20 protein-coding genes, 1 tRNA gene and 1 pseudogene are annotated in these 23,688 nt (G+C 72.8%); 13 read left to right on the top strand and 9 right to left on the bottom strand.

Annotated elements, in window-relative coordinates:
• Positions 1-69: 69 nt before the first annotated feature.
• The 3 genes from ACH4B3_RS13645 to ACH4B3_RS13655 form a co-directional block, all read right to left on the bottom strand.
• Entirely contained in the window at positions 70-774 is a 705-nt protein-coding gene (locus tag ACH4B3_RS13645; protein WP_398462992.1) for a TrmH family RNA methyltransferase, read from the bottom strand.
• Positions 771-2,204 carry an HTTM domain-containing protein gene (locus tag ACH4B3_RS13650; RefSeq protein ID WP_398462993.1) on the bottom strand — a complete coding sequence of 478 codons (1,434 nt, stop codon included), beginning with the start codon at positions 2,202-2,204 and terminating at the stop codon, positions 771-773. Before ACH4B3_RS13650 ends, ACH4B3_RS13645 begins: the two co-directional genes overlap by 4 nt.
• A 263-nt stretch (positions 2,205-2,467) precedes the next feature.
• Complete coding sequence (locus ACH4B3_RS13655; protein WP_398462994.1) at positions 2,468-3,130, bottom strand: DUF5819 family protein; 663 nt, start codon at positions 3,128-3,130, stop codon at positions 2,468-2,470.
• A 212-nt stretch (positions 3,131-3,342) separates the two neighbouring features.
• On the opposite strand from ACH4B3_RS13655, the gene paaA reads away from it, so the two are divergent.
• From paaA to ACH4B3_RS13680, 5 genes are read left to right on the top strand one after another with little or no spacing between them, the layout of a single operon-like run.
• Positions 3,343-4,293: a 1,2-phenylacetyl-CoA epoxidase subunit PaaA gene (gene paaA / locus ACH4B3_RS13660; RefSeq protein ID WP_398462995.1), complete on the top strand. Its 951-nt coding sequence runs from the start codon at positions 3,343-3,345 to the stop codon at positions 4,291-4,293.
• Positions 4,290-4,589: a 1,2-phenylacetyl-CoA epoxidase subunit PaaB gene (gene paaB / locus ACH4B3_RS13665; RefSeq protein WP_398462996.1), complete on the top strand. Its 300-nt coding sequence runs from the start codon at positions 4,290-4,292 to the stop codon at positions 4,587-4,589. Before paaA ends, paaB begins: the two co-directional genes overlap by 4 nt.
• Positions 4,586-5,287, top strand: a complete 702-nt coding sequence (gene paaC / locus ACH4B3_RS13670) for a 1,2-phenylacetyl-CoA epoxidase subunit PaaC (protein ID WP_398462997.1) — start codon at positions 4,586-4,588, stop codon at positions 5,285-5,287. The genes paaB and paaC overlap by 4 nt, the downstream gene beginning before the upstream one ends.
• Positions 5,281-5,766 (top strand): 1,2-phenylacetyl-CoA epoxidase subunit PaaD, encoded by a 486-nt coding sequence (paaD, locus tag ACH4B3_RS13675; protein ID WP_398462998.1) that lies wholly within the window; start codon positions 5,281-5,283, stop codon positions 5,764-5,766. Before paaC ends, paaD begins: the two co-directional genes overlap by 7 nt.
• Positions 5,766-6,857, top strand: coding sequence for a 2Fe-2S iron-sulfur cluster-binding protein (locus tag ACH4B3_RS13680; protein ID WP_398462999.1), 1,092 nt, complete (start codon positions 5,766-5,768; stop codon positions 6,855-6,857). Before paaD ends, ACH4B3_RS13680 begins: the two co-directional genes overlap by 1 nt.
• Positions 6,858-7,680: 823 nt before the next feature.
• On the opposite strand, the gene ACH4B3_RS13685 is transcribed toward ACH4B3_RS13680, so the two are convergent.
• From ACH4B3_RS13685 to ACH4B3_RS13700, 4 genes are all read right to left on the bottom strand, one after another.
• A complete protein-coding gene (locus ACH4B3_RS13685; RefSeq protein ID WP_398463000.1) occupies positions 7,681-8,031 on the bottom strand; it encodes a rhodanese-like domain-containing protein in 351 nt (116 codons plus the stop codon).
• Positions 8,032-8,100: 69 nt separating this feature from the next.
• Positions 8,101-8,934 (bottom strand): hypothetical protein, encoded by an 834-nt coding sequence (locus ACH4B3_RS13690; RefSeq protein WP_398463001.1) that lies wholly within the window; start codon positions 8,932-8,934, stop codon positions 8,101-8,103.
• A gap of 113 nt (positions 8,935-9,047) precedes the next feature.
• Positions 9,048-10,643: a DUF2252 domain-containing protein gene (locus ACH4B3_RS13695; RefSeq protein ID WP_398463002.1), complete on the bottom strand. Its 1,596-nt coding sequence runs from the start codon at positions 10,641-10,643 to the stop codon at positions 9,048-9,050.
• A gap of 668 nt (positions 10,644-11,311) precedes the next feature.
• Entirely contained in the window at positions 11,312-11,683 is a 372-nt protein-coding gene (locus ACH4B3_RS13700) for a winged helix-turn-helix transcriptional regulator (RefSeq protein WP_398463003.1), read from the bottom strand.
• 176 nt (positions 11,684-11,859) lie between these two features.
• On the opposite strand from ACH4B3_RS13700, the pseudogene ACH4B3_RS13705 reads away from it, so the two are divergent.
• Together ACH4B3_RS13705 and ACH4B3_RS13710 are read left to right on the top strand one after the other, a co-directional pair.
• A pseudogene (locus tag ACH4B3_RS13705) lies at positions 11,860-12,511 on the top strand (FMN-dependent NADH-azoreductase).
• A gap of 388 nt (positions 12,512-12,899) precedes the next feature.
• Positions 12,900-14,177 carry an APC family permease gene (locus ACH4B3_RS13710; RefSeq protein ID WP_398463004.1) on the top strand — a complete coding sequence of 426 codons (1,278 nt, stop codon included), beginning with the start codon at positions 12,900-12,902 and terminating at the stop codon, positions 14,175-14,177.
• Positions 14,178-14,397: 220 nt separating this feature from the next.
• Here the strand turns inward: ACH4B3_RS13710 and ACH4B3_RS13715 are convergent, their stop codons facing one another.
• Positions 14,398-15,555 (bottom strand): EamA family transporter, encoded by a 1,158-nt coding sequence (locus ACH4B3_RS13715; RefSeq protein WP_398463005.1) that lies wholly within the window; start codon positions 15,553-15,555, stop codon positions 14,398-14,400.
• Positions 15,556-15,624: 69 nt separating this feature from the next.
• On the opposite strand from ACH4B3_RS13715, the gene ACH4B3_RS13720 reads away from it, so the two are divergent.
• Entirely contained in the window at positions 15,625-16,476 is an 852-nt protein-coding gene (locus ACH4B3_RS13720) for a LysR family transcriptional regulator (RefSeq protein WP_398463006.1), read from the top strand.
• 318 nt (positions 16,477-16,794) lie between these two features.
• Here ACH4B3_RS13720 and ACH4B3_RS13725 read toward each other — a convergent pair.
• A tRNA-Leu gene (locus tag ACH4B3_RS13725) sits at positions 16,795-16,878 on the bottom strand.
• A 719-nt stretch (positions 16,879-17,597) separates the two neighbouring features.
• Between ACH4B3_RS13725 and ACH4B3_RS13730 the strand changes: the two genes are divergently transcribed.
• The 5 genes from ACH4B3_RS13730 (at position 17,598) to ACH4B3_RS13750 (ending at position 23,571) form a co-directional block, all read left to right on the top strand.
• A complete protein-coding gene (locus tag ACH4B3_RS13730) occupies positions 17,598-18,440 on the top strand; it encodes an FhaA domain-containing protein (RefSeq protein WP_398463007.1) in 843 nt (280 codons plus the stop codon).
• A 10-nt stretch (positions 18,441-18,450) separates the two neighbouring features.
• Entirely contained in the window at positions 18,451-18,969 is a 519-nt protein-coding gene (locus tag ACH4B3_RS13735) for an FHA domain-containing protein (RefSeq protein ID WP_398463008.1), read from the top strand.
• Between the two features lie 75 nt (positions 18,970-19,044).
• On the top strand, positions 19,045-20,658 hold the full coding sequence (locus ACH4B3_RS13740) for a PP2C family protein-serine/threonine phosphatase (RefSeq protein ID WP_398463170.1): 1,614 nt from the start codon (positions 19,045-19,047) through the stop codon (positions 20,656-20,658).
• A gap of 22 nt (positions 20,659-20,680) precedes the next feature.
• Positions 20,681-22,099, top strand: coding sequence for an FtsW/RodA/SpoVE family cell cycle protein (locus tag ACH4B3_RS13745; RefSeq protein ID WP_398463009.1), 1,419 nt, complete (start codon positions 20,681-20,683; stop codon positions 22,097-22,099).
• On the top strand, positions 22,096-23,571 hold the full coding sequence (locus ACH4B3_RS13750) for a peptidoglycan D,D-transpeptidase FtsI family protein (RefSeq protein ID WP_398463010.1): 1,476 nt from the start codon (positions 22,096-22,098) through the stop codon (positions 23,569-23,571). Before ACH4B3_RS13745 ends, ACH4B3_RS13750 begins: the two co-directional genes overlap by 4 nt.
• Positions 23,572-23,688: the final 117 nt, after the last annotated feature.

Here is a 23,688-nt window from a genome sequence, read left to right on the forward strand (position 1 = left end):
CGTCAGCGGTGGTTTCCCTCCGGCTTTCCGGCCTGGACCGGATCCGGAGGGGAAACCCGCCCGGGCCCCTCAGTCGCCCACGGCGTGCAACCGCACCCAGCTGTGCATCGCGATCGCCGCGGCCGCACCTGCGTTGATCGACCGGGTGGAGCCGAACTGGGCGATCGAGCACACCATGGAGGCGTGCTTCCGCGCCTCCTCGGTGAGCCCGGGACCCTCCTGGCCGAAAAGCAGGACGCAGCGGCGCGGCAGGTCGGTGGTCTCCAGGGGCACCGCGCCCGGCAGGTTGTCTATGCCGATCACCGGCAGCCCCTCCGCGTCCGCCCAGGCCGTCAGGTCGGCGGTGTCGGCGTGATGCCGCAGATGCTGGTAGCGGTCGGTGACCATGGCGCCGCGCCGGTTCCAGCGCCGCCGCCCCACGATGTGGACCTCCCTCGCCAGGAACGCGTTGGCGGTACGGACCACACTGCCGATGTTGAAGTCGTGGCTCCAGTTCTCGATGGCGACGTGGAAGTCGTGGCGCCGGGTGTCGAGGTCGGCGACGATCGCTTCCTTCGTCCAGTAGCGGTAGCGGTCGACCACGTTACGGCGGTCACCCTGTGCGAGCAGCTCCGGATCGTAGTGGTCCCCGGTCGGCCAGGGCGCGCCATGCGGGCCTACGCCGATCTCCGGGCCGTGCCCCTCGTCGTACTGGAGGGGTTCCGGGGCGGGATCGGGTGCCGGATCGCCGTGCGCGTCAGGCGCCGGCTGATGGGGACGGGTGTCACTGCTCACCCGACGAGGGTAGGGCCATCGCCGCCATGGTGCGGAGCCGCCGGCGGCCGGGCGGGGACCCCGGGCCCGTGTCCTGCCGCCGGAACCACCGCCCCGCCGGCTCTGCCGAAGGGCACCACGCGCTCCCGCAGCCGCCGCACCCGGCCCCCCAGCCAGATCAGGAAGACCGTCGGGAGGAACACCGCGTCGGCAGCGATCATGGCCAGCGACAGGAAGGGGAGGCCCAGCAGGATCGCGATGCCGATGTGCTCCAGCACCATCACGGCGAGCAGTACGTTCTTGATCCGCCGGTTGAACACCGTGAAGGGGAACGCGACCTGCACCGCCACCGTGCCGTAGGTCAGCACCATCACGATGAGACCGCTGCCGGCGAGCATGTCGGCCAGTCCCGGCCAGGGGGAGAAGTAGTCCAGGTTCAGCGGGTAGTACAGCGCGGTGCCGTCCTGCCAGCGCGTTCCCTGGATCTTGTACCAGCCCGCAGTGGCGTAGATCAGGCAGACCTCGGCCATGATCACCAGCAGTGCGCCGTTGTGGACCAGGTTGGCGAGCGCGTTCAGAACCGCCCGCGGCTCACCTGGCGCGTGGTGGCGCGCCAGCCACCACAGCCCCTGCACGAGCCACAGGCCCCACAGCACCATCCCCCAGCCCAGCCCCGGTACGGGCCCGTCGGCGGTGAGCCGGAGCCGGTCCTCGGTGACGGCCTGCGACACCGCCAGCGCGGCCCCGGCCGTCACCCAGAGCAGCACACCGGTGGTGTCACGCGGCGGTCGAGCCCCGAGCACCCCCGCGTCGCCCTCCCGGACGGCCTGCCTGGCGGCGCGCCGGGCGTCCAGGGACCAGACCTGTCCGCACCGGGTCAGCACCAGGTAGGTGGCCATCAGGTGGATGACGTTGTCCCCGCCGTCCCCCAGGAAGATGCTCCGGTTCTGCAGTGACAGCACGCCGATCATGAACAGTACGGACATGGTGCGGGTGCGCCAGCCGACCATGAGCAGGGCGCTGGAGAGGATGGAGAGGGCGTAGACGATCTCGAACCAGGCCGTGCTGTCCGACCACATCAGCACCGAGAAGGCGTGGTTGCCGTCGGTCAGCGTGCGGGCCATGTCCCAGCTGAACGGGGAGTCGGGTCCGTAGAGCTCCCGGCGGTGAGGCCACTCCCGCAGCAGGAAGAACAGCCAGGTGAAGGCGAAGCCGATCCGTATGACGGCGGTTTGGTACGGGCCGAGGGCGAACGCCGAGACCCGGGTGTAGCCGCGGGTGAACGACGCTTCCGCCCGGCGGAGCAGCCGGGCCCGGGCGGGCGCCGGGCGGGCGGGCGCCCATGAGGCCGGGACCCCCGCGCCCGGTATGCCGCCGGGCCCGGGGAGGGCCGGGCCACCGGCCGCCGGACCGTCGGCCCCCGCGGATCCGGCCGTCCGGGTACCGGCCACCGGCGCGCCGCCGGCCGGCGCGGAGGCCGGCTCCGGCGAAACGCACGGCACCGGAGGCGGTGCGGGTGACGCGGCTGCCGCGCCCGCCCCCGCCGGCACCGGGGGAGCGGCCGAGGGCAGCGGCGGTTCCGTCGGCGGCATCGGAGGAGGCAACGGAGGAACCGGGGGCGGGGACGCCGGTCCGGTCGCCGGTGCGGTGCGGGGAGCGGCCGGCGGCGGGACCCGGTCCGCCGTCCCGCCGGAAGGACGCTCGATCGGTTCCGTCACCGGCCCGCCCCTTCCGGCACGTCCGCCACGGTCACCGACCACCAGGGCAGTTCCCGGTACACGGTCTTCGTGTCGAACCTCTCCTCACTCCAGGGCGGCGGGCCGACCGGAGTGGTGGCCGTCCGGATCTGCACCCGCTGCACCGTGCCGCCGTCCTCCTCCGTGCCGAGGCGCAGCATCACGATCCGCTTGAGGTACTGGCCGTAGAGCACGCCGCGTTCCCCGAGCGGCTGGTCCTGCGCATCGTGGGACCCCGCGTAGAAGTCCCAGGCGCGGCGCAGCACGTTCTGCTGGGTGTGGCTGGGCAGCAGGTTGTGGCGGATGGCCGCGCCGTCCTGCGCGGACAGGTTCTTCCAGCCGGTCGTCGAGGTACCGCCGTCCGGCGTGCGGATCTCGGCGCGCGCGTGGACCGCGACGTTCTGCTGCAGCGGATTGGGGGCGAAGAGTTTCCAGTTCTGTTCGAACTCGGGATAGACGTACTCGTCGATCGCCTCGCCGTGCTTCTTGCTCATCGTGTTGGAGGGCGCGACGTGCAGGAACACCATGGTCAGGTGGACCGCGACGGCGACCACCACCACGGCCGCCACGACAGCGACGATCAGTTGCGCGGGCAGTGAGAGTCCGGTCACCTCGCCGGTCCTGTGCTCGTCCCGCTCCATTCCGCCCCGATCCCCGTGCCGCGCCGCCACCTCGCCGGTCGCACACCCCGACGTCCCGTCCCGGAACGGTACCTACGCGGGCCCGCCCGGCACAGGGGCCACCTGGTTATCCACAGGGTTGACACCCTACGTTCCCTCGGCCCACCATTGAACCGAACGATCGGTCGGTAGGGTCGACCGGTCGCCCGGCAGCGAGGGCGAGGGGGCCTGGCATGACCACCATGGCGGCGGACGCAGGTGCGTACGAGGCGGTGTTCGACGCCGCCCTGGCCGCGGACGAGCGCATCGAGCCACGGGACTGGATGCCCGACGAGTACCGCGCGTCCCTGATCCGGCAGATAGCGCAGCACGCGCACTCCGAGATCATCGGGATGCAGCCAGAGGCCAACTGGATCACCCGCGCGCCCTCACTCCGGCGCAAGGCGATCCTGATGGCCAAGGTCCAGGACGAGGCGGGCCACGGCCTGTACCTCTACAGCGCGGCCGAGACGCTGGGCGCCAGCCGGGAGGAGCTGCTGGACAAGCTGCACTCCGGCCGCCAGAAGTACTCCTCCATCTTCAACTACCCCACGCTGACCTGGGCGGACGTCGGTGCCATCGGCTGGCTGGTGGATGGGGCGGCGATCACCAACCAGGTGCCGCTGTGCCGCTGCTCGTACGGTCCGTACGCGCGTGCCATGGTCCGCGTCTGCAAGGAGGAGTCCTTCCACCAGCGTCAGGGCTACGAGGCGCTGCTGGCACTCAGCAGGGGCACCGAGGCACAGCACGCCATGGCGCAGGACGCCGTCGACCGCTGGTGGTGGCCGTCGCTGATGATGTTCGGCCCGCCCGACGACGAGTCGGCACACTCGGCGCAGTCGATGGCGTGGAAGATCAAGCGCCATTCCAACGACGAGCTGCGCCAGCGCTTCGTCGACATCTGCGTCCCGCAGGCGGAGAGTCTGGGGCTGACCCTCCCCGACCCCGACCTCCGGTGGAACGAGACGCGCGGGCACTACGACTTCGGTCCGATCGACTGGGACGAGTTCCGCGACGTGCTGCGCGGCAACGGTCCCTGCAACGCCCAGCGGCTCTCCCAGCGGCGCCGGGCCCACGAGGAAGGCGCCTGGGTGCGCGAAGCGGCCGCGGCCTATGCCGCGAAGCACGGAGAGGCACGGTCATGACCACGGAAACGGGCGGTAAGGACTGGCCCCTGTGGGAGGTGTTCGTCCGCAGCAGGCGCGGGCTCAGCCACACCCACGCCGGCAGTCTCCACGCGCCGGACGCCGAGATGGCTCTGCGGAACGCGCGCGACCTCTACACCCGCCGCTCGGAGGGCGTCTCCCTCTGGGTGGTGCCCTCCGCCGCGATCACCGCTTCGTCCCCGGACGAGAAGGACCCGTTCTTCGAGCCCTCCGCCGACAAGCCCTACCGGCATCCCACGTTCTACGAGATCCCCGAGGGGGTGCGGCACCTGTGACCGCCGCCATCGCCCTGGGCGACGACGCGCTGGTGCTCTCCCAGCGGCTCGGTGAGTGGGCCGGACACGCCCCGGTCCTGGAGGAGGAGGTGGCCCTGGCGAACATCGCGCTGGACCTCCTCGGCCAGGCCCGGGTGCTGCTCTCGCTCGCCGGCGACGAGGACGAACTCGCCTACCTCCGCGAGGAGCGGGCGTTCCGCAACGTGCAACTGGTCGAGCAGCCGAACGGCGACTTCGCGCACACCATGGCACGCCAGCTCTACTTCTCCACCTACCAGGAGCTGCTGTTCCGGCAACTGGCCGCGGGAGACGGCGAGCTGGCCCCGCTCGCGGCCAAGGCAGTCAAGGAGGTCGCCTACCACCGCGATCACGCCGAGCACTGGACGCTGCGGCTCGGTGACGGCACCGACGACAGCCACCGGCGGATGCAGCAGGGGATAGACGCCCTGTGGCGCTTCACCGGTGAGCTGTTCGAGCCGGTCGAAGGGTGCGAGGTGGACTGGGCCGCACTGCAGGTCGGCTGGCGGACCCGCATCACCTCGGTACTGGAGCGCGCCACGCTGACCGTTCCCGGCGGACCGCAGCGGGACGCGTGGACGGCCGGCGGCGGACGGCAGGGCATCCACACCGAGTCCTTCGGCCGGATGCTCGCCGAGATGCAGCATCTGCACCGCAGCCACCCGGGGGCGACATGGTGACGCTCACTCCGCTGGAAGCCGAGCTCACCGAGCTGGCAGGGGCCGTGCCGGACCCGGAGCTGCCGGTGATCACCCTCGCCGAACTGGGCGTGCTGCGCGGGGTGCAGGTCGTGGCACCGGGCCGGGTCGAGGTGCGGCTCACTCCCACCTACACCGGCTGCCCCGCGATCGAGACGATGGCCGCGGACATCGAGCGGGTGCTGCACGACCACGGCATGACCCAGGTCGAGGTCCGGACCGTGCTCTCCCCGCCGTGGTCCACCGATGCCATCACCACCGAGGGGCGCCGGAAGCTGGCGGAGTACGGCATCGCCCCGCCGCGCGCCGCGGGCCCGGTGCCGGTGACCCTCGCCATCCGCTGCCCGCACTGCGGATCGACCGACACCACGCTGCTCAGCCGCTTCTCCTCGACCGCGTGCAAGGCGCTGCGCCGGTGCGAGGCCTGCCGCGAACCGTTCGACCACTTCAAGGAGTTGTGATGGCCCGCCCGTCCTCCGCCGCGGCCCACCACGCCTTCCACCCGCTCCGGGTGACGGCGGTCGATCCGCTCACCGACGACTCGGCCGCCGTCACCCTGGCCGTCCCGGCCGAACTCCGCGAGCTGTACCGCTACACCCCTGGTCAGCACATCACCTTGCGGCGCTTCGTGGACGGCACCGAGATCCGGCGGACCTACTCGATCTGCACCCCGGCCTCCGCTTCGGCGGACGGACCCGACTCGCTCCAGGTCGGCGTGCGGCTGGTCGACGGGGGCGAGTTCTCGACCTACGCGCTGAAGGAACTCGCGGCCGGGGACACCGTGGAGGTGATGCCGCCGGCCGGGCGCTTCGTCCTGGAGCCCCGGCCCGGCACCTTCGCGGCGATCGTGGGGGGCAGCGGGATCACCCCGGTGCTGTCCATCGCCGCCACGCTGCTCGCCCGGTGCCCGGAAGCACGGTTCTGCCTGATACGCAGCGACCGGACCGCCGCCTCGACGATGTTCCTCGAGGAAGTCGCCGACCTGAAGGACCGCTGGCCGGACCGCTTCCAACTGGTGAGCGCCCTGTCCCGGGAGGAGCAGCAGGCCGGGCTGGTCTCCGGCCGGCTGGACGAGGAACGACTGACCGGCCTGCTCCCCAGCCTGCTGCCGGTGGCCTCCGTGGACGGCTGGTTCCTGTGCGGGCCCTACGGCCTGGTGCAGGAGGCGGAGCGAGCGCTGCGCGCCCTCGGGGTGTCACGGGACCGCGTCCACCAGGAGATCTTCCATGTCGACGACGGCGATGCCCCCGCGGCGAACCGGCCCTCGGCCCCGGCCCACAGCACCGTGACCGCGACCCTCGACGGCCGGTCGGGCAGCTGGCCGGTCGAGGACGGCGAATCCCTGCTGGAGACGGTCCTGCGCAACCGCGCCGACGCCCCGTACGCGTGCAAGGGCGGAGTCTGCGGCACCTGCCGAGCCTTTCTGGTCTCCGGCGAGATACGGATGGACCGCAACTTCGCGCTGGAGCCGGAGGAGGTGGACGCGGGGTACGTACTCGCCTGCCAGTCCCATCCGCTCGGTGAACAGGTGGAGCTGGACTTCGACCGCTGACCGCGCCGCACCCCCACCGCGGCCGGCGGTCCGCGCCGCGGGACCGCACGATCGTGGGTCCACGGGGCTCTGGCACTGAGGTCGGCAGGTCCCGTATGACCTCGGGGCCATAGAGCCGCATACCGCGAAGCCACGGCGTTACTGGGTCGCGTGCCGCAGGGCCGCGCGGCTCCGGTTACCGGTCGCGGATCCACCGGCCGCCGGTCAGGACACAGCCGGGCCGCGGGCGCGTGGTGGAGCCGGTCAGTCGCCCCCGGTCGCGATGGAGGCGTGGAGCCGGGGCTCGGGTCGGTGGCGGACTCGGTCGCCGATAGCCGGTCAGGTGCACTGCCGGACCGCAGCCTCGTTGTGGGGCCGGCGCGCGGGGCCGCAGGCGATCCCGACCACCGCTCGCCGGTCGCCATCCACTGGTCGCCGGTCAGGGGCACAGCCGGGCGGCCGTCTCGTGGTGGGGCCGGCGCGCGGGGCCGCGGGCGATCCCGACCACCAGTCGCGGCCACCGGTCGCCGACAGCAGTCAGGTGCACTGCCGGGCCGCAGTCTCGTGGTGGGGCCGGGGCACGGGGCCGCGGGCGATCCCGACCACCGGTCGCCGGTCGCCATCCACCGGTCGCCGGTCAGGGGCACAGCCGGGCGGCAGGCCCGTGGTGGGGCCGGCGCGCGGGGCCGCGGGTCGGCCCGGTCACCGGTCGCCGGTGAGGAGCACGACCGGGCCGCGGGGCCGTGGTGGGGCCGGCGGGTCGCCAGTCGCGGCGGAAGAGTGGAGCCGGGCCGCGGGGCCGGCAGCGGACCGGTCCCGGCCGGCGGTCAGAAAGGGGGGCGGGTCAGAGGACGTAGCCTTCCACGTCCGGGCCGTGCCCACTGATCACCGGGCGCTCCGCGGCGACCCAGCCCAGCATGCCGCCGTCCACGTTCACCGCGTCCAGGCCCTGGGCGACCAGGTACTGGGTCACCTGCGCCGAACGGCCGCCGACCCGGCACATCACATGTACCCGGCGACCGTCGGCGACGGCCTCGGTGAGTTCGCCGAACCTTTCGACGACCTCCCCCATCGGGATGTGCAGGGCGCCCTCGGCATGACCTGCCACCCACTCGTTGTCCTCCCGGACGTCCAGCAGGAAGGCGTCGGACGGCACCGCCGCGGCGTCCACCTCGGGAAGCGGGCCAAACTGCATCAGGGAAACCTCTCTCTTCGGCCGGGTCCGGCCGACCGCTGGGCTCGGACCCCAGGGCCTCCAGCGAGGCTACTTCACCAGCTCCGCCAGGCGGGCTTCTTTCTCCGCCACCTGTGCGAGCAACTGCTCGGCGATCTCCTCCAGCAACGTGTCCGGGTCCTCCGGCGCCATCTTGATCATCGCGCCTATGGCGCTCGCCTCCAGCTCGGCGGCCATCGCGGAGAGCATCTCCTTCCGCTCGGCCAGCCACTCCAGCCGGGCGTAGAGCTCCTCACTCCGGCCAGCGCGCCGCTCGGGTGCCTCGGGTCCGGCGGCCCACTCGGCCGCCAGCTCACGCAGGACCGCCTCGTCGCCCGCGGCGTAGGCGGCGTTCACCCGCACGATGAAGTCGCCACGGCGACGGCGCTCATCGTCGCCGTCCGCGAGGTCGGGGTGCGCCCGGCGGGCCAGGTCCCGGTAGAGCCGTCGGGCCTCCTCGCTCGGCCGGACCCGCGGCGGAGGCTGCACCGGCTGCTCGGTGAGCATCGCGGTCGCTTCCGGAGGCATCCCGGCGGAGTCCATCCACCCGAAGAACAGCTCCTCGACCTGCGGCATCGGCATGACCAGGCCGCGTGCCTCCTGCGCCCGGCGCACGTCCTCGGGGTCGCCGGTGCGTGCCGCGACCGCCTCCGCGATCTGTGCGTCCAGCTCGTCGAGGCGGGAGTACATCGGACCGAGCCGCTGATGGTGCAGCCGGGAGAAGTTGTCCACCTCGATCCGGAAGGTCTCCACCGCGATCTCGAACTCGATCAGCGCCTGCTCGGCCGCACGCACGGCCTGTTCCAACCGCTGGGTGGCCGCTACGTCCGCGTCGGACATCGGCTCCGTCGCCGTATCCGGCTGCTCCGCTTCCGGGTTCGTCACCCGCCCAGCCTACGTCGCGTGCCGTGTCCGCCGTGCCGCCCCCGGGGGCTCGCCGCCGCCCGGGGCGGGGTCCCGCGAGGCCCGGCGGCAGTCCCGCCACCCCGGCTGCCGGCTCACACCCCGAGTTCGGCGGGTATCCGGCCGGCCCGGACCGCCGTGACCAGGGCCGCGTGATCCGCCTCGGTGCGGTCCGCGTAGGCCACCGCGAAGGACGCCACCGCCTCGTCCAGTTCCTCCGTCTTGCCGCAGTAACCGGCCAGCAGGCGGGGGTCGACGCTGTGCGCGTGGGCCCGCGCGAGCAGGGCGCCGGTCATCCGGCCGTAGTCGTCCACCTGGTCGGCGGCCAGCGCGGCCGGGTCCACGCTGCCCTTGCGGTTGCGGAACTGCCGCACCTGGTAGGGGCGCCCCTGCACCGTGGTCCAGCCGAGCAGTATGTCGCTCACCACCTGCATGCGCTTCTGTCCTTCGACCACCCGGCGGCCCTCGTGCGCGACCACCGGCACCTCGAACCCGACCCGCGCCGCGTGCGGCAGCAGCACGGAGGCACGGGCCTCCTTGACCTGGAGCACCAGCGGCTCGCCCCGGTGGTCGAGGAGCAGCACCACATAGGAGCGGGTGCCCACGCTTCCGGTCCCCACCACGCGGAAGGCGACGTCCTGGACGGCGTACCTGGCCAGCAGCGGCAACCGGTCGGTGGGCAGCGTCTCCAGGTACCCGCCCAGCGAGGCGGCGACGGCCGCGGCCTCTTCGTCCGGCACCCGGCGCAGCACCGGCGGCGCGTCGACGAAGCGGCGGCCGCCGTCCTCGGTCGGCTCCGTCGACCGGGCCGCGAACCGCGCGCTGGTGTTCCGCCGTGCCTTGTCGGCGACCCGCTCCAGGGTCCCGAGGAGGTCCTTGGCGTCGGTGTGCGACACCAGTTCCTCGTCCGCGATCGCGTGCCAGGCGTCCGCCGCCGGAAGTTTCGCTAGCAGCCGCAGGGTGCGGCGGTAGGCACCGACCGCGTCCCGCGCCGCCGCCCGGCAGGTGTCCTCGTCCGCGCCGACCTCCCGGCCGGCCAGCACCAGCGACGTCGCCAGGCGCTTCACGTCCCACTCCCACGGCCCGTACAGGGTCTCGTCGAAGTCGTTGAGGTCGATCACCAGGCCGCCCCGCGCGTCGCCGTACAGCCCGAAGTTGGCGGCGTGCGCGTCCCCGCAGATCTGGGCGCCCACACCCGTCACCGGCCCCGCCGCCAGGTCGTACGCCATCAGCCCGGCGGCGCCGCGCAGGAACGCGAACGGGTTGGCTGCCATCCGGCCGACGCGTATCGGGGTGAGCTCCGGCAGACGACCCACGTTCGACACGGCCACCGCGGTCTCCACGTCCGGTCGCCCGGCCGGTATGACCAGCTCGGCATGTCCGGTCCGCGGCAACCGCTCCCGCAGCGCCTTGCCCTCGCGCTTCGGGGCGCCACCGTCCCGCTCCCGTGCGAATCCCGGCACCCGCGGAATCCGCGGAGTCGACCCGGCGGCCGTGCCCCTCCCGGCGGCGCCCCTCCCGGGCGCGCCGACAGCCGGCCCGCTCCCAGGTACGCCGTTCCCGGCCGAGCCCCGCCCCCGCCCCTCGCCGGCCGGCTCGCCGTCCGCGGGGGCGCTGCCGGTCCCGGACGGCCCGCCCGTCGCCGCCCCCGCGCCCACGGCGCCACCCCCGGTCGTCTCCCCATCGGTCATTCCGAGCCCCCGTCCCCCGTCGCTTCTCGCATCAGGCCACGTCCGGCGCCGACGGCGCCGGGTCCTGCGCGACGCCCTGACCGTACCCAGAGCGCCGGGTTGCCGTAAGGGCCTGTGGATAACCCCGGTGACAACCCACAGAAGCTCCGCACAGGCTGTGGATAACCTCGTTGCCTCGTTGCCTCGTCACGTCACGTCGTTCCTCGCCGGGGCTTCGGCCCGGCTCGGTACCGGCCCGCTCGGTTCCGGCCCGGCTCGATTCCGGCCCGCTCGGTACTGGCCCGGCTCGGTACCGGCTCCACTCCGGCCCGGCCACAGGTCCGGCCACGGTTTCGGCCTGAGCACGGTTTGGGCCTGAGTTCCGACCTGGCCACGGTCCCGGCCTGACGGGCCCTGGCCCTGGTCCTGGTCTCGCCGCGGTTCCGCCGCGGACGGGCGCGGCTGTCCGCCCGCGCCCTCGCCCCGGTTCTCCCCCGTACCGACCGCGTCCGGCAGTGGCCCCGCGCCCTACCCTGCGCCCGGCGCCCCAGCCCCGGCCCGGGCCCCGGCAACGGCCACGGCCACGGCCACGGCCACGGCCACGGCCACGGCCAGGATGCCGATCGAGCCCATGGTCACAGTCACGGCCCCGGCCCCGGCCCCGGCCCCGGGCAAGACCGCGGCCGGCGTCAGGTGCGGAACTGTTCCGGACAGCCGCTGCCCTCCGGCAGGTAGGTCTCGGCCCATTGCGTGAGCTCCTTCAGCGCGGGCTCCAGTGCCCGGCCGGCCCCGGTCAGCCGGTAGCTGACCCGCAGCGGCGGCCCCTCGTCTACCTCGCGGATCACCAGGCCGGCCGCGACCAGTTCGGTGAGCCGGTCGGAGAGCATGCGCTCGCTGATACCGGGGATGGCGCGCCGCAGGTCGGCGAAGTAGGCCTCCCGGTCCATCAGGACAGCGACGACCAGCCCGGTCCAGCGCTTGCCGAACAGTCCGAAGACGCGCGCCATCCCGGCGTCGACCTGCTTGCACGCCTCTTCGCTGTGCTGGTTGCCGCTCGCCATACCCATCAGAGTACTGCCCCACCGTGCGGGACTATAGAAAAGTAAGTTCCTGTGTTATCAATAGCTACATACGGATTTCTGGCTCGCTCGAGCCGACGGCATCCCGAAGGACGCCACCCCCGCTCGGCCGCGCCGGCGACATCCCGGAAGCGCCATCTCGAACACGGAGACACCCCATGGCCACGCTGCTGCACCTCGACTCGTCGTTCTCGCCCATCGAGGCGTCCGCCTCCCGCGCCGTCACCGCGGCCTTCCGCGCCGAATGGGAGGCTCAGCACCCCGGCGGCACGGTCGTCTACCGCGACCTCGCCGCCGAGCCGCTGCCGCACCTGGACGGCCCGACCGCCGCCGCGGGCTTCGTTCCGCAGGCCGACCACACCGATGAGCAGCGCGCCGTCTTCGCGCTCCGCGACCGGCTCGCCACCGAACTGGAGCAGGCCGACGCGGTCCTCATCGGCGCCCCGATGTACAACTTCACGATCGCTTCCACGCTCAAGGCGTGGCTCGACCACGTGATCATCGTCGGGCGCACCTCCGGCGCCGACCGGACCACCACCTCCGGCACCCCGACCGTCGTGGTCGCCAGCCGCGGCGGTGGCTACGGCCCGGGCACCCCCCCGGGAGAGCTTCGAGTTCGTCACCACCTACCTGGGCAAGGTGCTCAGCGCCGGACTCGGCCTGGAGCCGGAGTTCATCGTTCCGGAACTGACCCTGGCCCGCTCCAATCCGGCCATGGCCGACCTCATCGAGCTGGCCGCCGCCTCCAAGGCCACGGCGCATGCCGAGGCCGTCGCCAAGGCCAAGGAACTCGCCGCCCGCTTCGCCTGAGCTGCCACCCTCACGTGGACCGGGTCCCGCTCCGCGGGAAGAAACGTCTCCGCGCCCGACCCGGTCCGCGCCCGACCCGGTCCGCGCGGAGGACCGATCCGCGCGGAGGGCCGATCCGCGCGCCGACCCGATCCGCGCGCCGACCCGATCCGCGCGCCGACCCGGTCCGCATGGAGGACCGGTCCGCCCGGAGCATCGATTCCGACCCGCGTGCGGAACCGCCTCCATGTGAACGGCGGCCGACGCCCAGGCTGACCACAGTGGACGGCGGTCCGGCGTCGAAGAGGCGCCGCGTCGGGCCGTGGTGCCCCGGCGCCTCCCGGCCCGTACGGTGTGCAGCGGCATCCGCAGCCCGTCGTCACGGACCCGATCCGGGAGGCCCCCGCACATGATGGTCACCACCACCGCCCCCGAGCCCAGTGAGCTGCGGCGCCGGCTGGGCCTCAGCGACGCGGTGACCATCGGGCTGGGCGCGATGCTGGGCGCGGGCGTCTTCGCCGCCTTCGCCCCGGCGGCCCGTGCGGCGGGCTCCGGGCTCCTCGTCGGGCTCGCCCTCGCGGCGCTGGTGGCGTACTGCAACGCCGCCTCCTCCGCCCGGCTCGCCGCCCGCTACCCGGCCTCCGGCGGCACCTACGTCTACGGCCGGGAGCGGCTCGGCCCGTTCTGGGGCCACCTGGCCGGCTGGGGTTTCGTGGTCGGCAAGACCGCCTCCTGCGCGGCCATGGCGCTGACCGTGGGCGCCTACGCCTGGCCCGGGCACGAGCGCCCGGTGGCGGTCGCCGCCGTGGTGGCCCTCACCGCCCTCAACTGCCTGGGCGTGCAGAAATCCGCCTGGTTCACCCGCGCCGTCGTGGTCGTCGTGCTCGCCGTACTGACCGCCGTGGTCGTCGCCGGGTTCGGCGGCGGCCATCCGGACGCCCAGCACCTGGAACTCGGCTCCGACGCCACCATGACCGGGGTCCTGCAGGCCGCCGGGCTGCTCTTCTTCGCCTTCGCCGGGTACGCCCGGGTGGCCACCCTCGGAGAGGAGGTCCGCGACCCCGCCCGCACCATCCCCCGCGCGATCCCGATCGCCCTGGGCATCACCCTCGTGGTGTATGCGGCCGTCGCCGTCGTCGCCCTCGGGGTCCTCGGGGCCGACCGTCTCGCCGGCAGCACCGCGCCGCTCGCCGACACCGTCCGCGCGGCCGGGGTGCCGGAGCTCGCCCCCGTGGTGCGCGCCGGCGCCGCCGTGGCCGCCCTCGGTTCACTGCTCGCCCTGATCCTCGGCGTCTCCCGGACCGGCCTCGCCATGGCCCGCGACCGCCACCTGCCGGTCTTCCTGGCCGCCGTCGAGCCGCGCCACCAGGTACCGCGCCGGGCGGAGCTGACCGTCGGGGCCGTGGTCGTGGTCCTCGCCGCCACCGTCGACCTGCGCGGCGCGATCGGGTTCTCGTCCTTCGGCGTCCTCGTCTACTACGCCATCGCCAACGCCTCCGCCTGGACACTGCGCGCCGAGGAGACGCCGGCCCGCCGCCCCGTGGTCCGTACGGTGGCCGTCGTCGGGCTGACCGGATGCCTGCTGCTGGCGTTCAGCCTGCCCGCGGTGTCGGTGATCACCGGCAGTGCGGTCCTGGCGGCCGGAGCCCTGTCGTACGCGGTACGCACCCGCCTCGCCACCCGGTAGCCGGCCCCGGGGACCCACGCCGCGGCCCGGCCCCGGCGTCCCGCACCAGCCCGGCCTCGCGCCCGTCCCGCGCCTGACCCCCACCGCTGCCGCCGTCGCCGACCCGTCCCGCACCAGCCCGGCCCCGCGCCCGTCCCGCGCCTGACCCCCACCGCTGCCCCTCGCGCCACGCTGCCGCCGTCTCCGACCGTCCCGCTACCGCGCTCCGCCCCTGTCCACGTCACTTCCGGCCCGCGCCGCGCCCGGCCCCGTCAGGGTCGGATCCGCCCGCCCGCCACCGCCACCGCTCGCGCCACCGCTGCCGCTTCCGGCGCGCCCCGGTCCGCGCCGCTCGGGCCCCCGCCGTCACTCCGATGCCGGCCACCACCACCAGTCCGATGGCCGTGCCCTGCCGGGCGGTCAGCCCTTGGTCGAGGATCAGCCAGCCGGCGAGTGCGGCCACCGCCGGGTCCAGACTCATCAGCACGCTGAAGATCCTCGGCGGCAGCCGCCGCAGCGCCAGCAGGTCGAGGGTGTACGGGAGGGCCGACGACAACACGCCCACCAGCGCGCCGAGCGCCAGCGCACCCGGGTCGAGCAGCGCCCCGCCCGCCTGGGCCACCCCCAGCGGGGCGACGAGCACCAGCGCCACCCCCGAGGCGAGCGCCAGGTCGGCCATGCCCGCGGCGCCCGCGGCGCCCATCCGCCGGGTCAGCACGATGTAGCCGGCCCAGCACGCGGCGGCGGTCAGCGCGCAGCCCACCCCGACCGCGTCGAACCGGCCGACGCTGTCGCCGAGCAGCACCACACCCGCCGCCGCGCACAGCGACCACGCCGCGTCCGCCCAGCGCCGCGACAGGGCGAGGGCCAGCCCGAGCGGGCCGAGGAACTCCAGGGTGATCACCACCCCCAGCGGCAGCCGGTCCAGGGCCAGGTACAGGCACACGTTCATGCAGGCCGTCAGCGCCCCGAAGACCACCGGGACCCGCCATGCCCGCGCCCCGCGCCCCCGCCGGTGCGCCCAGGGCCGTCCCAGCAGCCCCAGCACCACCGCGGCCCCCACCAGCCGGCAGGTCACCACGCCCAGCGGTCCCAGCCTCGGGAACAGGGTCGCCGCCAGCGCGGCGCCGAACTGGAGCGAGCACACGCTCGCCAGCACCAGCCCCACCCCGGCACCGGTGCCCGCGCTCCGGTGCCCCCGGCCCCTGGCCGCGCCGCCGGTGCCCGGGCCGCCCGCGCCGGAACCGCCGGCCGTGCCGGCACCCCCCGCCGCACCGCCCTCGCCGATGGCGCCGAGGCCGCCCGGCCCGGCACCGGGTACGCCGATCGCCCCGTCGGCCCCCACTCCCGGGAACCCGCCCGTGCCCGCGCTCCCCGCGAGCTGTCCGCCCATCGCCATACCCGGAAAGCTACGAAGCCCCGGCAGCGCCGTGAAATGCTGTTTGTACAGCGTCTATGCTCCACAGACATGGATGTGGAGCTGCGCCATCTCCGGGCGCTGGTCGCCATCGGTGACGAGGGAACCATCACCGGCGCCGCCGCCCGGCTGCACATCACCCAGCCCGCCCTCTCCCGCACCCTGCACCAGTTGGAGCAGCGCCTCGGCAACAGGCTCGCCGACCGTTCCACCCGGCATCTGGAGCTGACTCCGGCCGGCCGTCAGCTGTACGACGAGGCCCGCGCGATCCTGGCGCACGTGGACGCGGCGCTCGCGGAGGCCGCCGCCGGCCCGCGCCCGTTGCGGCTGGGCTACACCTGGGCCGCCTTCGGCCCGTACACCACCCCGCTGCTGCGGTCCTGGCGCCGGGACCACCCCCGGGTACCGGTGGAGGTGCACCGGCTCGACGAGCGCACCGCCGGGCTGTCCCGCGGCCTGGTCGACGTGGCCGTGGTCCGCACCGCGCCGAGTGACCCGCGGGTGCGCTTCGAAGCGCTGTACGAGGAGGAACCGCTGGCTGCCCTCCCCGAGGGGCACCCGCTGTGCGGCCGGGACCGGTTGGCGCTCACCGAACTGTTCGACCAGACCATCGCCGTCTGCCCGCTCACCGGCACCACCCGCGCCGACCTGTGGCCTCCGGAGCGACGACCGCGCGCCAGCGTGGAGGTCCGCAATGTGGACGAGTGGCTGACGGTGATCGCCGCCGGCGACGCGGTGGGGGTCACGGCGGCGGGAACCAGCCATGTTCACCCGCACCCCGGTGTCCGATACATGCCGGTGTCCGGGGCACCGCCCATCACCGTCTACCTCGCCTGGCCCGTGCGTCCCACGCACCCCAGCACCGCGGACTTCCTCACTCTCGCCCGCGCCGCCGTCCGCTGAACCGGCGGGACCGGACCGACCCTGACCGACCCGGACCGGACCTGACAGGCCCGGCCCGACTCTGACCAACCCGGACCGGACCGGCCCGGACCAACCCGGACCGACCCGGCGGTAGCCCGTGAAGACCCGGCGACCGGACCGGACCGGACCGGACTGGACCAGACCGGAATGGCCCGGACCGGAATGGCCCGGACCGGCCCGGCCGTCCCCGCCGACTCAGCGGGCCTGCCGTGTAATCGACTTCACAGACTTCGCGAGACAAAAAGAAGCGGGTCTCCCTCAGTGACTTTCATCACCGGGGGAGACCCGCTTCATCTGTGCGCGAGGGGGGAGTTGAACCCCCACGCCCTTTCGGGCACTGGAACCTGAATCCAGCGCGTCTGCCTATTCCGCCACCCGCGCATGGGTGTTGTCGTCTGATTCTCTCTTACGCCCCCGGTCTGATCTGAGTGATCCGACCCGGTGCTCCGTGAGCGCCTTCCGACATGCAGAACATTAGCACGCTGCCCAGGGTGTCTTCACACCCGTTCATCTCCACCCCACCGCCCGCACCACACCGTTCCCACCGCCCCACCCGGTACCGCCCGCACCACACGCCCCCACCACCCCGCACCACACCGTTCCCACCACCCCGCACCACACCGTTCCCACCACCCCGCACCACACCGTTCCCACCGCCCCGCACCACGCAGCTCCCCCCACCCCGCACCACGCAGCTCCCCCCACCCCGCCCGGTACCGCCGCCGGCGCCGCCACCCGGCCCGGTGACCGCGGCCCCGCGGTCCGGCGGCCGTCCGGACACCGCCCGACCGGCCGGGGCCCCGCGGAGCGACCGCCCGGCGGCCGCGCCGCATCGCCCGGCGCCCCCGGCCCGTCCCGCGTCCCCCGCCGCGCGCCGACCGGAATCCTCACCGGCTTGTCCGCCCCCGGCCGACCGGAGACCTCGCCGGTTGCGGGACACTGTGATGACGGCGCCTCTACGATCCCTGTGAGAGGTCACACTGCTCCACAGGGCCAGGAAGGGGAACCACCCGATTTCCCGACGCGTGGATACGATCAGTAAGCAGTATCAGGACGACACTGTGAACGACTCTGGGAACGACTGAGGAAGGAGGTGCCCCGTGGGAGTACTCAAGCGGTTCGAGCAGCGTCTCGAAGGTCTCGTGAACGGCACCTTCGCCAAGGTGTTCAAGTCAGAGGTGCAACCCGTGGAGATCGCGGGCGCGCTCCAGCGTGAGTGCGACAACAACGCCACGATCTGGAACCGGGACCGCACCGTCGTCCCCAACGACTTCATCGTGGAGCTGAGCGCCCCGGACTACGATCGGCTCAGCCCGTACTCCGGACAACTCGGCGACGAGCTGTCCGGCATGGTCCGCGACTACGCCAAGCAGCAGCGCTACACCTTCATGGGCGCCATCAAGGTCCACCTGCAGAAGGCGGAAGACCTGGACACCGGCCTGTACCGGGTGCGCAGCCGCACGCTGGCCGCCAGCGAGTCGCAGAACCCGCAGCAGGGCCACCAGCCGCCCGGGCAGCCGCCGCAGGCGTCGCCCCAGCGGCCCACCGCGGTACGCCCCGGACCGGCCGGCTACCCGGCCCAGCCGTCGGGTCCGCCGCCGATGCCCAGCACCCCGCCGCCCGGCTCCCGTCCGGGCGGCCGCGCCGGGGCGGGCGGCGCCCAGACCCGCCGCTGGATCGAGATCAACGGCAACCGTCACCAGATCTCCCGGCCCACCCTGGTGCTCGGCCGCAGCACCGACGCGGACGTCCGGATCGACGACCCCGGGGTCTCCCGCCGGCACTGCGAGATCCGGGTCGGAAACCCCTCGACCATCCAGGACCTGGGGTCGACCAACGGGATCGTGGTGGACGGACAGCACACCACGCGCGCTACGCTCCGCGACGGCTCACGGATCGTCGTGGGCAGTACCACCATCGTTTACCGGCAAGCCGAAGGGTGAAGCGGGGGCAATGTCAGAGCTGACCCTCACGGTCATGCGGTTGGGTTTCCTCGCCGTACTGTGGCTGTTCGTCATCGTGGCCGTTCAGGTCATTCGCAGTGATCTGTTCGGCACCCGGGTGACGCAGCGCGCCGCGGCGGGCCGCCGCGGCGCCCCCGACCGCCCGCAGCAGCAGCGGCAGGCGTCCGCCCCGCCGCCGCAGCGCCAGCAGTCCGGCGGCCGCGGCCGCCGGAACGCACCCACCAAGCTGGTCGTCACCGAGGGCACGCTGACCGGCACCACCGTCGCCCTCCAGGGCCAGACCATCACCTTGGGCCGGGCCCATGACTCCACGATCGTGCTGGACGACGACTACGCGTCCAGCCGGCATGCCAGGATCTACCCGGACCAGAGCGGCCAGTGGATCGTCGAGGACCTCGGGTCGACCAACGGCACGTACCTCGACCGGACCCGGCTCACCACACCGACACCGATTCCGCTGGGCGCGCCGATCCGCATCGGCAAGACCGTCATCGAGCTGCGGAAGTAGTACGACCATGACGACCGGAGGGTGGGCAGCGTGTCAGCAAAGGGGCTGTTCCCGGAGCCGACGGGTGAGGTGCGCATGAGTCTGTCGCTGCGTTTCGCCGCCGGGTCGCACAAGGGCATGATCCGCGAGGGCAACGAGGACTCCGGCTACGCCGGCCCCCGGCTGCTCGCCATCGCGGACGGCATGGGCGGCCAGGCCGCCGGCGAGGTGGCCAGCTCCGAGGTGATCTCCACCCTGGTCCAGCTCGACGACGACGTGCCCGGCTCCGACATCCTCACCTCGCTGGGCAGCGCGGTGCAGCGGGCCAACGACCAGCTGCGCGTCATGGTCGAGGAGGACCCGCAGCTCGAAGGCATGGGCACCACCCTCACCGCCCTGCTGTGGACCGGCCAGCGCCTGGGCCTGGTGCACGTCGGCGACTCCCGCGCGTACCTGCTGCGGGACGGCGCGCTCACCCAGATCACCCAGGACCACACCTGGGTGCAGCGGCTGGTCGACGAGGGCCGGATCACCGAGGAAGAGGCCACCACCCACCCGCAGCGCTCGCTGCTGATGCGCGCGCTGGGCAGCGGCGACCACGTCGAGCCCGACCTGTCGATCCGCGAGGTACGCGCCGGGGACCGGTACCTGATCTGCTCGGACGGGCTGTCCGGGGTGGTCAGCCACCAGACCCTGGAGGACACCCTCGCCGGCTACCAGGGCCCGCACGAGACGGTCCAGGAGCTGATCCAGCTCGCCCTGCGCGGCGGTGGCCCGGACAACATCACCTGCATCGTCGCCGACGTCCTGGACGTGGACGACAACGAGACCGTCGCCTCCCAGCTCAGCGACACCCCGGTGATCGTCGGCGCGGTCGCCGAGAACCAGGTGCAGCTCGGCGACGGCGGCGCCGCCCAGACCCCGGCCGGCCGTGCCGCGGAGCTGGGCCGCTCGGTGCCCCCGCAGGCGGACGCGCCCGGCGGCTTCGGCCCCCCCGGCAGCGGCTCGCCCTCGCTGGGCGAGCTCCCCGACGGCAGCTACGACGCGTACGCCGACTCCGACCTGGGCAAGAAGCCCGGCCGCAGCCCGTGGCTCAAGCGCTCGCTGTACATCGGCCTCGGCCTCGCCGTGGCCGGCGGCGCGCTCTACGGCGGCTACCGCTGGACCCAGGACCAGTACTACGTGGGCACCAACGGCGACCACGTCGCGATCTACCAGGGCATCAGCCAGGACCTCGCCTGGATCAGCCTGAACGAGGTCCACGAGGACCACCGCGAGATCGAACTCAAGTACCTCCCGGTGGACCAGCGGGATCGGCTGAAGGAGACCATCGCGTTCAGCAGCCTCAGCCAGGCCCGGGCGAAGACGAAGTCCCTGGGCACCCTGGCCAACGCCTGCCGCAAGGTGGCGGAGCGGAAGCAGGCCGAGGAGGAACGGAAGAAGGCCGAGGAGGCCCAGAAGGAGCTGGGCGACAAGGACAAGGCCAAGGACAAGGACACCCCGGACGCCGGCCCCTCCGGGAAGCCCGCGGACGGCGGGACCCAGTCGCCCACCGGCCAGACCCCGGGTGCGGGCGCCGGCGCTGGTGCCGGTGCCGGCCAGTTGCAGTCGCAGGCGTACGCCGCCCCGACCCCCACTCCCAAGCCCGGCCCCACGCTCTCGGCGGAGGAAGAGAAGTTGGTCCCGCAGTGCAGCAGCACCCAGCAGTGAAGCCGTAGGGGGCCATCGAGCAATGAGCAGTACCTCCAACACGACCACCATCAGTACGGTCGGGCCGCCCAGCAGGCGCAACACCGAGCTGGCGATGCTGGCCTTCGCGGTGATCATCCCGGTCCTCGCCTACGCCAACGTGGGGCTGGCGCTCAGCGACGAACTGCCGTCCGGCCTGCTCAGCTACGGGCTCGGGCTGGGCTTCATGGCGGCCCTCGGCCATGTCGTGGTGCGCAAGTTCGCCCCATACGCCGATCCGCTGCTGCTGCCGCTCGCGACCCTGCTCAACGGCCTGGGGCTGGTGCTGATCTGGCGGCTGGACCAGTCCCGGCGACTGGCGCAGCGGGCCGAGGCCGCCGGCTCGGAGTTCACGGTGGCCGCGCCGCGGCAGCTGATGTACTCGGCCATGGGCATAGCCCTGTTCGTGGCCGTCCTGCTGCTGCTGAAGGACCACCGCAAGCTCCAGCGGTACACCTACATCTCGATGTTCGTCTCGCTCGTCCTGCTGCTGCTGCCGCTCGTGCCCGGCCTGGGCATGAACGTGTTCGGCGCCCGGATCTGGATCAGCGTCGCCGGCTTCTCCATCCAGCCGGCCGAGTTCGCCAAAATCGTCATCGCGGTCTTCTTCGCCGGATACCTGATGGTGAAGCGGGACGCGCTGGCGCTGGCCAGCCGCCGCTTCATGGGCATGTACCTGCCGCGCGGCCGGGACCTCTTCCCCATCCTGTCGGTCTGGGCGATCAGCATCCTGATCCTGGTCTTCGAGACCGACCTGGGCACCTCACTGCTGTTCTTCGGCATGTTCGTGGTGATGCTGTACGTGGCCACCGAGCGGACCAGCTGGATCGTCTTCGGTCTGCTGATGTCCGCGGCCGGCGCGGTCACCGTCTCCACCTTCGAGCCGCACGTCGAGCAGCGGGTGAACGCCTGGCTGGACCCGTTCGCCGCGTTCGACAACGGGACCACCGACCAGATCGCCCAGGCGCTGATGGCCTTCGGCTCCGGCGGCACCGTCGGCACCGGCCTCGGCCAGGGCAACTCCGACCTCATCGGCTTCGCCGCCAACTCCGACTTCATCCTCGCCACCGTCGGCGAGGAGCTGGGGCTCGGCGGCACCATGGCGATCCTGCTGATCTACGCACTGATCGTGGAGCGGGGCGCCCGGACCGCGCTCGCCGCCCGGGACCCGTTCGGCAAGATGCTCGCCATCGGCCTGTCCGCGGCCTTCGCGATCCAGGTGTTCGTCGTCGCCGGCGGTGTGATGGGCCTCATCCCGCTGACCGGTATGACCATGCCGTTCATGGCCTACGGCGGCTCCTCGGTGATCGCGAACTGGGCGCTGATCGCGGTGCTGATCAGAATCAGCGACACCGCGCGCCGCCCCGCGCCGGCCCCCGCGCCCTCCCCAGACGCCGAGATGACCCAGGTGGTCCGACCGTGAACAAGCCGCTGCGCCGAATCGCGATCTTCTGCGGCCTGCTGATCCTCGCCCTGCTGCTGCGGGACAACTGGATCCAGTACGTCCAGGCCGAGGATCTGCAGAACCACAAGCACAACCGACGCGTGCTGATCGCGCGGTACAGCCAGCCGCGCGGCAACATCTTCGTCGACGGCGGGGCCACCGCCATCACCGGCTCGGTCGAGACCAACGGCACCGACTTCAAGTACAAGCGCACCTACAAGAACGGCGAGATGTGGGCGCCGGTCACCGGCTACGCGTCCCAGGTGTACGGCGCCACCCAGCTGGAGAACCTCGAGGACGGCATCCTCACCGGCGACGACGACCGGCTGTTCTTCAACCGCACCATCGACATGTTCACCGGCAAGGAGCGCAAGGGCGGCGACGTCATCACCACCCTGAACTCCAAGGCGCAGAAGGCGGCGTACGAGGGGCTGGGCGACAAGAAGGGCGCGGTCGCCGCGATCGACCCGAAGACCGGTCGGATCCTGGCGCTGGCCAGCACCCCCAGCTACGACCCCTCGACCATCGCCGGCGGCGGCAAGAAGGACGAGAAGGCCTGGGGGGCGCTGGACAAGAAGAAGAACCCGGACGACCCGATGCTCAACCGGGCGCTGCGCCAGACCTACGCCCCGGGCTCCACCTTCAAGGTCGTCACCGCGGCGGCCGCCCTGGAGAACGAGCTGTACTCGGGCATCGACGACAAGACCCGGTCGCCGCAGCCGTGGCGGCTCCCGCTGTCCACCCGGAACCTGCCCAACGAGGGCAACCTGCCGTGCGAGAACGCCTCGCTGCGGAAGGCCCTGGAGGTCTCCTGCAACACCGTCTTCGGCAAGCTCGGCGACGATCTGGGCATCGACAAGATGCGTGAGCAGGCCGAGAGGTTCGGCTTCAACGAAGAGGTCTTCACCCCGGTCCGGGCGAACGCCAGCGTCTACCCGGACGAGATGGACCGCCCGTCGAACGCGATGTCCGCCATCGGCCAGTTCGACACCCGGGCGACCCCGCTGCAGATGGCCATGGTCGCCGCCGCGATCGCCAACGACGGCAAGCTCATGGAGCCGTACATGGTCGACAAGCTGCGCGCGCCGAACCTCAACGACATCGAGCGCCACACGCCCCAGCAGCTGAGCGAGGCCGTCTCCGCGGACACCGCGCACAAGCTCCAGGAGATGATGGAGACGGTGGTGAAGACCGGCACCGGCACCAACGCCCAGATCCCGGGTGTCGACGTCGGCGGCAAGACCGGTACCGCGCAGCGCGGTATCGCGAACCGCGACAACCCCTACGCCTGGTTCATCTCCTACGCCAAGGGCGAGGACGGTTCGTCGCCGGTCGCGGTCGCCGTGGTCATCGAGGGCTCGGACAGCACCCGGAGCGACATCGCGGGCGGCAAGCTCGCGGCACCCATCGCGCGTGACGTGATGAAGGCGGTGCTCGACAGCGAAAAGTGACACCCGTCACCTCCGGGTACCGATTCCGCACATCCCTGTACCGGTCGGGTATCAGGTATCGGTCACGGCCAGGACCCGTTCTGGGTGCCGGGTAGCGTATGCGCGTGCAGCACACCG

The sequence above is a fragment of the Streptomyces sp. NPDC018031 genome, from assembly GCF_044327625.1.
GTDB lineage: Bacteria > Actinomycetota > Actinomycetes > Streptomycetales > Streptomycetaceae > Streptomyces.

What these genes read in the sequence shown, in the direction of transcription:
- paaD (WP_398462998.1), top strand. Translation starts at nt 5,281, where the DNA reads ATGGTGACGCTCACTCCGCTGGAAGCCGAGCTCACCGAGCTGGCAGGG.
- ACH4B3_RS13695 (WP_398463002.1), bottom strand. Translation starts at nt 10,643, where the DNA reads ATGACCGATGGGGAGACGACCGGGGGTGGCGCCGTGGGCGCGGGGGCG.
- ACH4B3_RS13720 (WP_398463006.1), top strand. Translation starts at nt 15,625, where the DNA reads ATGGATGTGGAGCTGCGCCATCTCCGGGCGCTGGTCGCCATCGGTGAC.
- ACH4B3_RS13745 (WP_398463009.1), top strand. Translation starts at nt 20,681, where the DNA reads ATGAGCAGTACCTCCAACACGACCACCATCAGTACGGTCGGGCCGCCC.
- ACH4B3_RS13680 (WP_398462999.1), top strand. Translation starts at nt 5,766, where the DNA reads ATGGCCCGCCCGTCCTCCGCCGCGGCCCACCACGCCTTCCACCCGCTC.
- paaB (WP_398462996.1), top strand. Translation starts at nt 4,290, where the DNA reads ATGACCACGGAAACGGGCGGTAAGGACTGGCCCCTGTGGGAGGTGTTC.
- paaA (WP_398462995.1), top strand. Translation starts at nt 3,343, where the DNA reads ATGACCACCATGGCGGCGGACGCAGGTGCGTACGAGGCGGTGTTCGAC.
- ACH4B3_RS13740 (WP_398463170.1), top strand. Translation starts at nt 19,045, where the DNA reads ATGAGTCTGTCGCTGCGTTTCGCCGCCGGGTCGCACAAGGGCATGATC.
- ACH4B3_RS13710 (WP_398463004.1), top strand. Translation starts at nt 12,900, where the DNA reads ATGATGGTCACCACCACCGCCCCCGAGCCCAGTGAGCTGCGGCGCCGG.
- ACH4B3_RS13700 (WP_398463003.1), bottom strand. Translation starts at nt 11,683, where the DNA reads ATGGCGAGCGGCAACCAGCACAGCGAAGAGGCGTGCAAGCAGGTCGAC.
- ACH4B3_RS13685 (WP_398463000.1), bottom strand. Translation starts at nt 8,031, where the DNA reads ATGCAGTTTGGCCCGCTTCCCGAGGTGGACGCCGCGGCGGTGCCGTCC.
- ACH4B3_RS13655 (WP_398462994.1), bottom strand. Translation starts at nt 3,130, where the DNA reads ATGGAGCGGGACGAGCACAGGACCGGCGAGGTGACCGGACTCTCACTG.
- ACH4B3_RS13715 (WP_398463005.1), bottom strand. Translation starts at nt 15,555, where the DNA reads ATGGCGATGGGCGGACAGCTCGCGGGGAGCGCGGGCACGGGCGGGTTC.
- ACH4B3_RS13735 (WP_398463008.1), top strand. Translation starts at nt 18,451, where the DNA reads ATGTCAGAGCTGACCCTCACGGTCATGCGGTTGGGTTTCCTCGCCGTA.